At 66.9% G+C, this 12,611-nt stretch carries 15 protein-coding genes; 12 read left to right on the forward strand and 3 right to left on the reverse strand.

All coding sequences use genetic code 11. The features are described from left to right. The coding region (locus NF876_RS11830; RefSeq protein WP_262268997.1) for a YihY/virulence factor BrkB family protein at nt 1–735 on the forward strand (735 nt) is incomplete at its 5' end. A gap of 153 nt (nt 736–888) precedes the next feature. On the opposite strand, the gene NF876_RS11835 is transcribed toward NF876_RS11830, so the two are convergent. Beyond that, on the reverse strand, nt 889–1,053 hold the full coding sequence (locus tag NF876_RS11835) for a hypothetical protein (RefSeq protein ID WP_210806253.1): 165 nt from the start codon (nt 1,051–1,053) through the stop codon (nt 889–891). A gap of 234 nt (nt 1,054–1,287) precedes the next feature. Here NF876_RS11835 and NF876_RS11840 point away from each other — a divergent pair, with 234 nt between their 5' ends. After that, nucleotides 1,288–1,770: an Hsp20 family protein gene (locus NF876_RS11840; protein WP_173947039.1), complete on the forward strand. Its 483-nt coding sequence runs from the start codon at nt 1,288–1,290 to the stop codon at nt 1,768–1,770. Between the two features lie 75 nt (nt 1,771–1,845). Then, nucleotides 1,846–2,361, forward strand: coding sequence for an Hsp20/alpha crystallin family protein (locus NF876_RS11845; RefSeq protein ID WP_210806255.1), 516 nt, complete (start codon nt 1,846–1,848; stop codon nt 2,359–2,361). A gap of 68 nt (nt 2,362–2,429) precedes the next feature. Here the strand turns inward: NF876_RS11845 and NF876_RS11850 are convergent, their stop codons facing one another. Then, nucleotides 2,430–2,981 (reverse strand): sigma-70 family RNA polymerase sigma factor, encoded by a 552-nt coding sequence (locus tag NF876_RS11850; protein WP_173947041.1) that lies wholly within the window; start codon nt 2,979–2,981, stop codon nt 2,430–2,432. 390 nt (nt 2,982–3,371) lie between these two features. Here NF876_RS11850 and NF876_RS11855 point away from each other — a divergent pair, with 390 nt between their 5' ends. The 9 genes from NF876_RS11855 (at nt 3,372) to NF876_RS11895 (ending at nt 11,832) form a co-directional block, all read left to right on the forward strand. Next, entirely contained in the window at nt 3,372–3,776 is a 405-nt protein-coding gene (locus NF876_RS11855) for a response regulator (RefSeq protein WP_262268998.1), read from the forward strand. Between the two features lie 87 nt (nt 3,777–3,863). Continuing rightward, a complete protein-coding gene (locus tag NF876_RS11860; RefSeq protein WP_262268999.1) occupies nt 3,864–4,478 on the forward strand; it encodes a ribonuclease D in 615 nt (204 codons plus the stop codon). A 119-nt stretch (nt 4,479–4,597) separates the two neighbouring features. After that, the gene (gene lptC / locus NF876_RS11865; protein WP_262269073.1) at nt 4,598–5,338 is read left to right on the forward strand and encodes an LPS export ABC transporter periplasmic protein LptC; all 741 of its coding nucleotides are present in this window, start codon (nt 4,598–4,600) and stop codon (nt 5,336–5,338) included. Continuing rightward, nucleotides 5,335–5,973, forward strand: coding sequence for an LptA/OstA family protein (locus NF876_RS11870; protein WP_262269000.1), 639 nt, complete (start codon nt 5,335–5,337; stop codon nt 5,971–5,973). Before lptC ends, NF876_RS11870 begins: the two co-directional genes overlap by 4 nt. A gap of 102 nt (nt 5,974–6,075) precedes the next feature. Then, entirely contained in the window at nt 6,076–6,870 is a 795-nt protein-coding gene (gene lptB / locus NF876_RS11875) for an LPS export ABC transporter ATP-binding protein (RefSeq protein WP_373696649.1), read from the forward strand. A gap of 218 nt (nt 6,871–7,088) precedes the next feature. Continuing rightward, the gene (gene rpoN / locus NF876_RS11880; protein ID WP_262269002.1) at nt 7,089–8,513 is read left to right on the forward strand and encodes an RNA polymerase factor sigma-54; all 1,425 of its coding nucleotides are present in this window, start codon (nt 7,089–7,091) and stop codon (nt 8,511–8,513) included. 116 nt (nt 8,514–8,629) lie between these two features. Further along, entirely contained in the window at nt 8,630–9,205 is a 576-nt protein-coding gene (gene hpf / locus NF876_RS11885; RefSeq protein WP_173947047.1) for a ribosome hibernation-promoting factor, HPF/YfiA family, read from the forward strand. Between the two features lie 85 nt (nt 9,206–9,290). Continuing rightward, complete coding sequence (gene ptsN / locus NF876_RS11890) at nt 9,291–9,749, forward strand: PTS IIA-like nitrogen regulatory protein PtsN (RefSeq protein ID WP_262269003.1); 459 nt, start codon at nt 9,291–9,293, stop codon at nt 9,747–9,749. A gap of 94 nt (nt 9,750–9,843) precedes the next feature. Next, a complete protein-coding gene (locus tag NF876_RS11895) occupies nt 9,844–11,832 on the forward strand; it encodes a methyl-accepting chemotaxis protein (RefSeq protein ID WP_262269004.1) in 1,989 nt (662 codons plus the stop codon). 19 nt (nt 11,833–11,851) lie between these two features. Here the strand turns inward: NF876_RS11895 and NF876_RS11900 are convergent, their stop codons facing one another. Then, nucleotides 11,852–12,580 carry an SIMPL domain-containing protein gene (locus NF876_RS11900; RefSeq protein WP_262269005.1) on the reverse strand — a complete coding sequence of 243 codons (729 nt, stop codon included), beginning with the start codon at nt 12,578–12,580 and terminating at the stop codon, nt 11,852–11,854. Nucleotides 12,581–12,611: the final 31 nt, after the last annotated feature.

A 12,611-nucleotide genomic window follows, 5' to 3' on the forward strand; every position in this document is an offset into this window, starting at 1 on the left:
GGGAGGATCTCGACCCATATCGTTCATCTGCTTTTCGACTTCTGGCCCGAAGGGGTCGCCGGACCCCTGGCCCGGGAGGCCGACAAGGTTCTGATCCCGCGCCGGAACGTCCTGACAATCAGCATCGTCCTGACCCTGCTCGTCGCCACCAACGGGGTCGAGAGCCTGCGGGTCGCCCTGTGCCGGGCCTACGGGGTCGAGCGGTTCCGGCCGTGGTGGCAGGCGCGCCTCATCGGGATCGGCTTCATCCTGATCGGCGCGGGCGCGCTCGTCGCCTCTTCGGTCCTGGTCGTCCTGTGGCCGTCGATCTGGCGGTGGGCCTTGTCCTACATGCCGGATCTCAGAGGGCTCGGCCCGACCTACGACGTGGTGCGCTACGGCCTGGCGTCGTTCATCCTGGTGGCGGGCCTCGCCGCGACCCATCTCTGGCTGCCCGACACCCGGCCGCAGTCGCGGGACGTGGTGCCGGGCATTGCGGCCACCCTGGTCCTGTGGCTCGTCGGAGCGAGCCTGTACGGCGAGTTTCTCGCCACCATGACCCATCTGAAAGCCACTTATGCGGGTCTGGCGGGCATCCTGACCGCGCTGATCTTCCTCCAGATCTCGGCGGCGATCTTCATCTTCGGGGCCGAGCTCAACGCGGCGCTGCGCCGCCGGAGGACATGCGGTGAGGGGGCGCGCAAACCGGTGTCCGCATCCCAGGACGGAGAGCCGCTGTCCGTCGCGTCGCTCTAAAGCCTCGGACCCGAAAGTGGACTTGCGCTTTTGGGATCCATCCGATGCTTTCGTCTTGAATGAGAGCATCGGTCAGAACGGACCCGAAGGGCCGCGTCAGCGAAAACCGGATCCACTTTTCGCTGACGCGGCCCTCTGGGTCCGTCCGATGCTCTAGGAGCTCACGCCTTCATCCCGCTTTCGCTCGCAGTCCCGCTTCGGGGTCTGCTGAGGAGCCTGCTGCTGCTGGGCGATGGTCGTCTCGTCGCGGGAGATATCCGCCGCCGGGGACGGGGTGGCGAAGGCTGTCAGGACGGCAAGGGAGAGAATGCGGAGCATGGTCGGTCTGTCCTTGGTCGAAGCGACCCGATGCTAAGGGGATACGGCCCCGATGGCCAGCGGGTTTCAGGAGACGATGCGAGCGATGCCGCTCGGGCGTTCGGAGCCCTCTTGAAATCCGAAAAAAGCGTTCCTACCATCAATATTGCCGAGGCCTTTCAGAGGCTTGGCATTACGGGCGCCGGCGGGTGTCCGGCGCTCTCACGTCCATGTTGCTCAATGGAGGATATGGTGATGAGAACAGCCTTCGACTTCTCTCCCCTGTACCGTTCGACGGTCGGCTTCGACCGCCTGTTCGACATGCTCGATCAATCGTCCCAGATCGAGCCCATGACCAACTGGCCGCCCTACAACATCGAGAAGGTGGGCGAGGACCAGTATGTGATCACGATGGCCATCGCGGGCTTCGCTCCGGACGAGATCGAACTCACCCAGAAGGAGAGCCAGCTCCTGGTGGCCGGTCAGAAGAAGGGCTCCGAAGAAGGTCGGCAATATCTGCATCGCGGCATCGCGACCCGCGCCTTCAAGCAGACCTTCAACCTCGCCGACCATGTGAAGGTCACGGATGCGCACCTCGAGAACGGCCTGCTCACGGTCGATCTGAAGCGCGAAGTGCCCGAAGCGCTCAAACCGCGCAGGATCGAGATCAATGCCGGCGCCGACGCGGCACCGGCTGGCCGGCCGCCGCAGCAGATCGAGCACGGCAAGGCCGCCTGACAGGGGCCGTGCCACAGGCAGCGCCGGTTCAGCACTGGCGCTGCCGCACCATCTGAGCGAAAGGAGGATGACACCATGAACATGCGCGATCTCATTCCCTGGGGTCGCAACCAGCAGACGACCCCGAGCCGCTATCGCGACGAGGCCGATCCCTTCATGACCCTGCATCGCGAGATGAACCGGCTCTTCGAAGACGTTTTCCGCGGCTTCGACATGGCGCCGCTCGGCAGCATGAACCGGATGGCGACCTGGCCGCATGTGGAAGTCGTCGACAACGACAAGGATGTCCGCATCTCGGCGGAGCTTCCGGGCCTTGAGGACAAGGATGTGGAGGTCCTGATGGGCGACGGCGTCCTCACCATCCGGGGCGAGAAGAAATCCGCGATCGACGACAAGGAGCGCGCGTTCAGCGAGCGGCACTACGGCCGCTTCGAGCGCCGCATCCCGCTGGCCTGGGAGGTCGAGGAGGACAAGATCGACGCCAGCTTCAGGAACGGCGTTCTCACCGTCACTCTGCCCAAGGCGGCCGAGACTCGCCCGGAGGTGAAACGCATCGCGATCAACCGCGCGGGCGACGAAACCAAGCATTGATCACGGATTGGGAGCGCCCGGACGGGCCGGGCGCTCCCTGGTTCCGTCATACCGATCCGTCGCTCGGGTCAGAGCGACGCATGCATGAACAGCGCCGCCTTCACGAGATCGTCGGGGCCGAGATCGTCCTCGGCGTCGAATTTCAGCATCTCCACGAGGCGGTTGCGGGCGCGGTTGATCCGGCTCTTGATGGTTCCGATGTTGGTGCCGCAGATCCGCGCCGCCTCCTCGTAGGACAAACCCTCCGCGCCGACGAGCAGAAGCGCCTCGCGCTGGTCGACCGGGAGCTTGCCCAAGGCTTTCAGCATGTCGGTGAAATCGAGCCGCGCGCCCTGCTCGGGCATCACGGCGACCTTCTCGGCCCAGGATCCCTCCGGATCCTCCACCTCGCGCTTGTTCCGACGGGTCTGAGTGAGAAAATCGTTGCGCAGGATCGTGAAGAGCCAAGCCTGCATGCTGGTGCCGGGCTGGAACTTGTCGAGATTGCTCAGGCCCTTGAGAAGCGTGCTCTGGACCAGATCATCGGCCCTGTCGACGCTGCCGGACAGGGATATCGCGAAGGCCCGCAGATGGGGAGTGGCATTGAGCATCTGCTGCTTCAGGGAGTTTTCGACCGACACTCTTCCAACTCCTCAATTTCGGACCCGTAAGAAGACCCTCCCCGGCGGGCTGCCGCATTAACCTATGCGAAGCCTGTGGCTCTTTGTGATGATTGCGCCCAAGCTTGGCTTTAGCAGAGGCCGAGGGACAAGAGAGAATATTCCCGTCCGGTCGGCCTTCACGAATCCGTGCGCGCCGCAGCCACGGCGGCTCACCGTGGCTCTTTGGTATAAGCTTGTCTTTGGAATGCCGGTTCTGCAGCCAAGATTCACATGCATCAATGAAACGGATCACAGGCCGTCCTACATCGGACGGAGACGGATGCGTTCTCGCGCATCCATCGCCTGTCTCCGCCGCCCGCGCATTCTTCGAAGCCTGCTCTCTGCCAGTCGGAACGGACAAGGGACGCCATGACCCAGACCCGCTGCATGATCGTCGAAGACCAAGCGTTGATCGGCATGTCCCTCGAGGCCTTCCTCGAGGATGCCGGCTTCGCGGTGGCCGGGGTGTTCATGAGCAATGCCGACGCCCTGAAATGGCTCGAGGGCGACGCGCCGGACATCGCCATCCTGGACATCATGATCAAGGACGGCACCTCGCTGGAGATCGCCCGGGCCCTGAAGAGCCGGGGCGTGCCCTTCACGGTCTATTCCGGCCTGCCGGCGAAAGCCGACTGCCCGCCGGAGCTGCGGAACGTGCCCTGGCTCGAAAAGCCCGTCAGCCGGGAGACCCTTCTGGGCGTGCTCGGCGGGCTGATCGGCCCCGCCGGCGACAGGATCGTCGTCTCCTCGGACACGCTTGCGATGCGCGACTGACAGGGTTCAAGGCGCTGCCCGCAGGACTTGCGTTGAAGCCGCCGCCGAGACGGGGTAGACGCATGGTCTGCGCATTACGGATGTCCCATGACAGTACGCTTCCATCGCGGCGACCTGCCCGCCGGCTACAAGCCGGGCCCGGCGATCGCCATCGACACCGAGACGCTCGGTCTCAATCCGCACCGCGACCGGCTCTGCGTGGTGCAGATCTCCACCGGCGACGGCACCGCCGACGTGGTGCAGATCCTCAAGGACGGGCCCTTGCCGGAGAGCCTGATCCGCGTCCTGTCAGACGAGAGCGTCTTGAAGATCTTCCATTACGCCCGCTTCGACCTGGCGGTGATCTTTCACACCTTCGGCGTCATGCCGCGGCCGATCTACTGCACCAAGATCGCCTCGCGGCTCGTGCGCACCTATACCGACCGCCACGGCCTCAAGGAGCTGGCGCGCGAGCAGCTCGGGGTCGAGCTGTCGAAGCAGCAGCAATCCTCCGATTGGGGCGCCGAGACCCTCACCCCGGCCCAGCTCGACTACGCGGCGTCCGACGTCCTGCACCTGCATGCCCTCAAGGACAAGCTCGATCGTCTGCTGGAGCGCGAGAACAGGCTCGGCATCGCACACCAGTGCTTCAGCTTCCTGCCGACCCGGGCCCAGCTCGACCTGCTCGGCTGGCCCGAGACGGATATTTTCGCCCATTCTTGACGCGCGCTTAAACTTTCCCGCATAAACCCCATATCCGTCATAACATCGCCATGCCGCTCCGGCATGGCGCCGTGCCGATGGCCACGCGCCGGGGATCAGGACGGAAGGGGTTGACGACAGTGGCGGGAATTCAGGGCTCCACCATGCGGGACGGCCCGGCCTCGAGGCCGGCCGTGCGGTCGCGCGCCTTCACCAAGGCCCGTCGCCATTCCCGCTGGGTCCGCTTCGCGAAGGTTGCCATTCCGCTCGGCTCCCTGCTGGGCATGGCCGGCGTCGGCGTCGTGGCCTATTACAATCCGTTCCGGCAGATCGAGAACCTGAGCTTCGGCTCCATCGGGGTGAGCGGCACCCATGTCACCATGGAGAGCCCGAAGCTGAACGGCTTCAAGAATGACAACCGCCCCTACGAGGTGACGGCCAGCGCCGCCACCCAGGACGTGCGCAAGCCCGATCTCGTGCAGCTGAAGGACCTCAAGGCCCGCATCGTGACCGACGAGCGCGGCAGCGTCGCAAGGCTCCAGGCCGATTCCGGCGTCCTCGACACCAAGAAAGAGCAGATGAGGCTGCGCGACAACATCGTGGTCACCACGGATGGCGGCCATGAGGTCAAGCTCCAGACGGCGTTCGTGCGGTTCAAGGCCGGCTCGGTGGTCTCCAACGATCCGGTCACCGTGGCCTTCGGCAGCGGCACCATCGAGGCCGAAGGCCTCGACGTGTCGGACAATGGCAAGGTCATGAGCTTCAAGGGCCGCGTCCGCACCGTCATTCAGCCCTCCTCCGGCTCTCCCCCATCCTCCCCGGAAGCCGCCGGCACAGGCCCCGCGGCGCCCGCACCCCAACAGACAAGTATCCGTCCATGATGAGTTTCACACGCGCCGCCCTGGCCCTCGGGCTTCTCTTTCCGGCTCCCCTTGACGTGGCCTTTGCCCAGGCCAGCAAGGAGCGGGCCGTCGGCTTCGGCAATTTCGGCTCCAGCAAGGAGCCGATCAAGATCGACGCCAACAAGCTCGACGTCTTCGACAAGGAGGGCCGTGCGGTCTTCACCGGTGACGTGGTGGCAGTTCAGGGCGAGAGCACCATGAAGTGCACGATCATGACCGTGTTCTACGAGCAGCGGGACCAGAACGGCGGGCAGGCGGCTCCGTCCACGCAGACGGCGGACGACAGCGCCATCAAGAAGATCGACTGCAAGGGCCCGGTCACCATCGTGTCGCGCACCCAGGTGGCGACCGGCGAGAACGCCACCTTCGACCGGGGCTCCAACAAGATCATGCTGACCGGCAACGCGACCCTGAGCGACGGTCCCAACGTCACCAAGGGCGAGCGGGTGCTCTACGACATCAACACCGGCGTGGCGAACATCGAAACGACGCCCGGCGGTCGGGTGAGGGCGCTGTTCGTGCCCGGCCAGGGCGGGCCGGCTCCGACCGGAGCCGGTGGGGGAGCCTCTCCCGCCTCCAAGCCGAAGCCCCAGCAGCGGCCGGCCACGAACTAGAGCGGGCGTTCAGTTCCCGCTTTTCCCTTTTCACGATCGACGATTGAGCCAGTGAAACCGCTTTTCAACCGTTCTCAAACCGGTCCCTCCGACGTGAGCCTCCTGGAAACCCGTTCGGCCGGGACGGGCCCGCATGTCTTCCACCGCGCCGAGAGCGACACCGTGTTCGGCGGCCCCGGGGTCCTGGCGGTCAAAGGCCTGCAGAAGAGCTATCGCGGCCGCACCGTGGTGCAGGATGCGGGCCTGAACGTGCGCGCCGGCGAGGCCGTGGGCCTGCTCGGTCCCAACGGCGCCGGCAAGACCACCATCTTCTACATGATCACCGGACTGGTGAGCGCCGACCGCGGCGTCATCAGCCTGGACGGGCACGACGTCACGGGCCTGCCCATGTACCGCCGCGCCCGCCTCGGCATCGGCTACCTCCCGCAGGAGGCCTCGATCTTCCGCGGCCTCAACGTGGAGGACAACATCCGCGCCGTGCTGGAGATCGTCGAGCCGAGCCGCAAGGAGCGCGAGCGCAAGCTCGATGCCCTGCTCGACGAGTTCAACATCACGCGCCTGCGCAAGTCGCCCTCCATCGCGCTCTCGGGCGGCGAGCGGCGGCGCTGCGAGATCGCCCGGGCGCTCGCCGGCGAGCCGACCTTCATGCTCCTCGACGAGCCTTTCGCGGGCATCGACCCCATCGCGGTGGGCGACATCCAGAACCTCGTGCGCCACCTGACCCGGCGCGGCATCGGTGTGCTCATCACCGACCACAACGTGCGTGAAACCCTCGGCCTCATCGACCGGGCCTACATCATCCATTCCGGCCGCGTCCTGACCGAGGGCACGCCGGATGCGATCGTGTCGAACGAGGAGGTGCGCCGCCTGTATCTGGGCGAGGACTTCCGTCTCTAGCGCATCGTGCGGCCCTGCGGGCCACGCCAGTAACCCGGAGGGCCGCGCCAGCGAATACCGGGTCCACTTTTCACTGGCGTGGCCCTTCGGGTCGCGGACGCGGCCCTCTGTGTCCGTCCGATGCGCTAGGACGATTGACCTTTTGACCTTCGGGGAAGGGCCGGGGTAGAACGGTCGAGGCATGCAAGAAGCATGCCCATACGGCCTCGGGTGCGTTCATGACGGCGATACAGCGGCTGGAGCTGCGCCAGGGCCAGTCCCTGACGATGACTCCCCAGCTCGTTCAATCGATCAAGCTGCTTCAGCTCTCCCATGCTGAGCTCGCGGCCTATGTGGAGGCTGAGCTCGAGCGCAATCCCCTCCTGCAGGAGGGCGACACCCTGGCCGACGCGGCCCCGCCGAGCCTTGCCGATTTCCTGCATGCCAAGCAGAAGGCGGAGGCCGCCGGGCCGAGGATGATCCCCGGGCCACCCCCGTCCCGGCGGGAGGCCCTGCCGGTCTCGTCCGCGCCCGCGGCCGGCGCGGCCCATAGCGAACTCAGGCCCGAAATGGAGGATATGCTCGCCCGGGTGACGAGCCTGAGCGAACATCTCGAGACGCAGCTCGAGCTCGCCACCGCGGACCCGACCCTGCGCAGGATCGGCCGGCACCTGATCCACAATCTCGACGAGGCCGGCTACCTCACCGAGGATCTCGCGGAGCTCGCTGCCCGCCTCCAGGTCGCGCCCGCCGACGCCGAGGCGGCCTTGAGGCTGATCCAGGGGTTCGAGCCGCCCGGGATCGGCGCACGCAATCTGGCCGAATGCCTGAGCCTCCAGCTGCGCGAGCGCAACCGGCTCGATCCGGCCATGGAGACCCTGCTCGCCCATCTCCCTCTCGTCGCCCGGCAGGATTTCGCCGCCTTGAGAAAGCTCTGCGGCGTCGACGAGGAGGATCTCGCCGACATGCTGGCCGAGATCCGCCGCCTCGAGCCCAAGCCTGGACTTGCCTTCACGCCTGTCCCGGTCGATGTGCTCGTGCCCGACGTTCTGGTGCGGACCGCCCCGGATGGCGGCCTGACTGTCGAGCTCAACCCTGACACCCTTCCCCGCATCCTGCTCAACCGGACCTATTATGCGCAAGTCGCCAAGGTGGTGCGCAAGGATGAGGACAAGAGCTTTCTGTCCGACTGCCTGCAGGCCGCAAGCTGGCTGACCCGCAGCCTGGACCAGCGCGCCAGGACGATCCTCAAGGTCGCCGCCGAGATCGTTCGCCAGCAGGAGGCATTCTTCCGCCAGGGAGTGGGCGCCCTGTGCCCCATGACCCTCAGGAGCGTCGCGGAGGCGATCGGAACGCACGAATCCACCGTCTCCCGGGTCGCGGCGAACAAGGCGCTCGGCACCGAGCGCGGCACGCATCCGATGAAGTTCTTCTTCAGCGCCGCCACCGGGGAGGGCGAGCACTCGGCCAAGGCCGTCCGCCACCGAATCAGACAGCTGATCGAGGCCGAGACTCCCGCTGCTGTGCTCTCGGATGAGGCAATTGCCCAGAAATTGAAGGCGGACGGGATCCGGGTCGCCCGGCGTACGGTCGCGAAATACCGGGAGTCCCTGCGCATCCCGTCTTCAGCGGACCGCCGCCGCGCGGGCCGGATGAAGCCCTGACCTGGCAAGCGCGCCCATTTCAAGGCTTGCATTGGGCCTCATTCGGATCATCATCGACCCCAAGCGCCACCCCGAAGGATCGCCACGAAGCGACGGCGCAAGAGGAGGAGATCACCATGACATTGAGGGTGTCGGGGAAGAATCTCGATATCGGCGAAGCCCTTAGGTCCCAGGTCCGGGACCGGATGGCCGGCGCCCTGTCGAAATATTTCGACGGCGGCTATTCGGGTCACGTGACGGTCACCCGCGACGGCACCGGCTATCGCACCGACTGCGTTCTTCACCTGACGTCGGGCATGACCCTGGAAGCCTCCGGGGCGGCTCAGGACGCTTATGCCAGCTTCGACCAGACGGCAGGCCGGATCGAGAACCGCCTGCGCCGCTACAAGCAACGGCTGAAGGATCGTTCCGGCGCCGGGAACGGGCGCGCGGGCGGCCTCGAAATGGCCTATTCCGTCCTTGAAGCCCCCAGCGACGAGGCGAGCGAGGACGAGGCCTACCATCCGATGGTGATCGCCGAGACCACCAAGCCGCTCCACAGGCTCTCCGTCAGCGACGCTGTGATGCAGCTCGATCTCACCGGAGCTCCTGCCCTTGTGTTCATCCACGCTAGCACCGGCCGCGTGAACGTCGTATACCGCCGCGGCGACGGAGCGATCGGTTGGGTCGATCCGCCGCTCGCACAGCCTTGACGGGGGAGCTACCTCTTCTTGGCCCGGTTCTTGCGTGGAACGGTGAGAGGCCTTCCAGGCTTCACATCAAAATGCAGCGTGATCGATGCCTTTGCTGGATTTCTTAGACCCCCGGGCCGTTCTGCCCGCCCTGCGCGTCAGCGGCAAAAAGCAGGCCCTTCAGGAACTGGCCTCCCAGGCGGCCCGGCTCACGGGTCTCCCCGACAGCGCCATCTACGAGGCTCTCCTGCAGCGCGAGCGCCTCGGCTCGACCGGAATCGGCGAGGGCATCGCCATTCCTCACGGCAAACTGCCGAATCTCACCCGGATCTTCGGCCTCATCGCGAGGCTCGACAGACCGGTCGATTTCGAAGCTCTCGATGGTCAGCCGGTCGACGTGCTCTTCCTTCTGCTCGCACCCGAAGGAGCCGGCGCCGATCATCTGAAGGCCCTGGCCCGGGTCGCCCGGGTGCTGCGGGAACCTGGGCTGATCGAGCGGGTTCGGGCCACCCGGGACGCCACAGCCCTTTACGCCATCATGACCGAACTGCCGAAGGCCGCCTGACCGAATCGCGGACGGCCCTCTGACCCAGCGTCAATGACTCCTTAACACGTTCGCCCCAATCTTGCCGCAAAGTCCTAAAGGGGGATTCGGGGGAATGTCGTCTCTTGCTCGTGTGAGGCGGCCGTCGGTGCGGGTGCGGGTCGCCGCGTTGAGCGGCGTCATGGTGCTCGGCTTCGCGGTCATCGGCGCCGTATTTCAGACAGGCCGCCATGAGGTCGAACAGGCGCTGTCGGTGCAGCAGACCTATTCCGCCCTGGCCGAGAAGGCCAACCAAGTCCGGAGCCGGGCCGACGCCCTGAAAGTGACCGCCGGCGAATGGACGGCAAGCCGCCTCGCCCACCATGGCCAGGCCTTCGTCGATCAGCACAAGGCTCTGGCCGCCCAGCTCGACGAGATGGGTGCCGCCACCGGGGCCACCCTGATCGCCCCCGAGGTCGCAGCCCTGAAGCAGCATGCGGCCGCCTTGATCGGCCAGGGCAACGCCCTCGGCAAGCTCTATGCCGCCGTCGGCAGCAAGCCGGACGAAGGCGCACAGGGACGCCTGCTGAAGGCCGAGACCAATCTCGAAAAGCTCGTGCGGCCCCTGACCGGCAGCGGCGAGACCATCGCCTGGCGCCTGTGGGCGGCCATGCTCGGCATGTTCAACCAGGAGGCCCGCGCCCGCATCCTGCTCGAGGAGAGCATCCTCGGCGCCTTCGAGGTCGAGCAGGGACGCTTCACCCGGGCGCTGGCCCAGTTCTCCGGCGATCCCAAGGACAAGGCGGTGATCGACTCCGCCAGCGTCTCGTTCCAGGAGGCGTTCCACGCCTGGAGCGAGCTGGAGCAGCAGGTCTCCGGCCAGGGCGAGAAGCTGATGGGGCAGTTCGACCTGCTCGTCCCGGTCCTCGACCAGCTGCTCGCCAAGGTCCGCGCGGAGGCGCACGAGACGGACGAGCAGCTCACCGCCTCGCAGCATCGCACCTTCACGCTGATCCTCTGGGCCATGGGAGCCACGCTGCTGTTCGGCCTCGTGCTCAACGTCCTCGTCGGACGGTCGATCTCGCTGCCCCTGACCCGCCTCCAGCAGGCCATGCGGCGGCTGGCGGACGGCGATGCGGCGAGCGAGGTCCCGTTCACCGGCAACACCGACGAGATCGGCGCCATGGCCCGCACGGTCCTGGTGTTCCGCGACAATGCCCGCGAGCGCGAGCGGCTGACGCAGGAGCGCGAGGGCATGGCGGCCGTGGACGCCCAGCGGGCCCACGCGATCTCCAACGCGATCATGGCCTTCGACGCTTCGGTCGAGCAGATCCTTGCAGAGGTCCGGGACGTCACGGGCGAACTCGCCAAGGCGTCCGGGCAGCTGGAGGGGTCGGCCCATCACGTCACCCAGCAGGCCCAGATCGCGGGAGCCGCCTCCACCCGCACGGCGCACAACATGTCGGCGGTGGCAAGCGCCGCCGAGGAGCTCGACGCGTCCCTGGCCGAAGTCGCGGCCCAGACCCAGGCCTCGGCGCAGGCCTCCGAACGCGCGGTCGCTGAGGCGCGCGGCGCGTCCGGCAGCATGTCGACGCTCTCGACGGCCACCTCTCAGATCGGCGAGGTGGCGAACCTCATCCGAACCATCGCGGCCCAGACCAACCTGCTTGCGCTCAACGCCACCATCGAGGCGGCCCGGGCCGGCGAGGCCGGCAAGGGCTTCGCGGTCGTCGCCTCCGAGGTGAAGGATCTGGCCGGCCAGACTGCCAAGGCCACCGAGGAGATCGCCCGTCAGATCGAGGCCGTCCAGGCGGCCTCGCGGGAGACCCTGGTGGCGCTCGGCACGGTGCAGGCCTCCGTGGAGGATCTGGCCGGGGTCGTGTCCACGGTGGCCGGAACGGTGAGCCAGCAGACGGCAGCCGTGTCCGAGATCGCCCGCTCCGTGGCCCAGGTCTCGACGGAGGCGCAGGCCGGCACCTCCGCCATCGAGACGACGCAAGGAGTCGCGACCCAGTCCCTCGACGCCGCCCGCAATGTGGCGGATCTCTCGGTCGCCCTGGAGAGCCAAGCCCAGCGCCTCGGGGCCGAGATCGGCCAGTTCCTCCAGAGCGTCAGGGCGGCCTGATCCGACGGGCCGGGGCGTCTCAGGGCTTCCCGGCCATTTCCCAGACGAGCTGCACGTTCGCCGTGTAGCGGATCGTCGCCGGCGGCACGATCGGAACCGATTCGGCCCCCTTGGCCATCGCCATGGACATGCGCATGTCCGGCTGCGGCTCGAAGGGCTGGGCGGAACCGTCCCGGATCTCCAGGAGGCGGCCCAGGGACACGCCGGCGGCCGCGGCATAGATCTCCGCCTGGCGACGGGCGTCGCGCACGGCCGCTTCCCGGGCCCGGTCGCCGCCCTCTTCCTGCCGGTCGAGCCCGAAGGCGACCGACTGGAAGGTCATGTCGCCGCTCGCCAGGATCTCGCCGGCGAGACGCCCGACGCCGTCGAGGTCGCGGGTGGTGATCCGCAGCTGGTGATTGGCGGAGAATTTCGGGGTCTTCACCTCCTTGCCGTCCGGGCCGAGCTGCGGAGGCGTCTGGAAGACCTGGAAATTGACCGTCCGGATGTCCTCTCGCTTGACGCCGAGCCCCTGGATGCGGGCGAGCACCCGCTCGGTGGCCGTATTGTTGGCGGCGCTCGCCTGCGCCACCGTGTCGGCCTGCGTGGCGACCGTCACATGAATGCGGGCGAAATCCGGCTTCAGCTCCGCCTCGCCGGTTCCCATCACGCTGATCGTCGGCTGGCGCGGCGCGGGATCTTGAGCGAGCGCCGGGGCGGCAAGGCTCAGGGCTGCGAGGGCAGCGGCAACGGCAACGGCAAGGCGCATGGAAAGAGTCCTTCTCGAAGACACAAGCTCC

This window comes from Microvirga yunnanensis, from assembly GCF_025460875.1.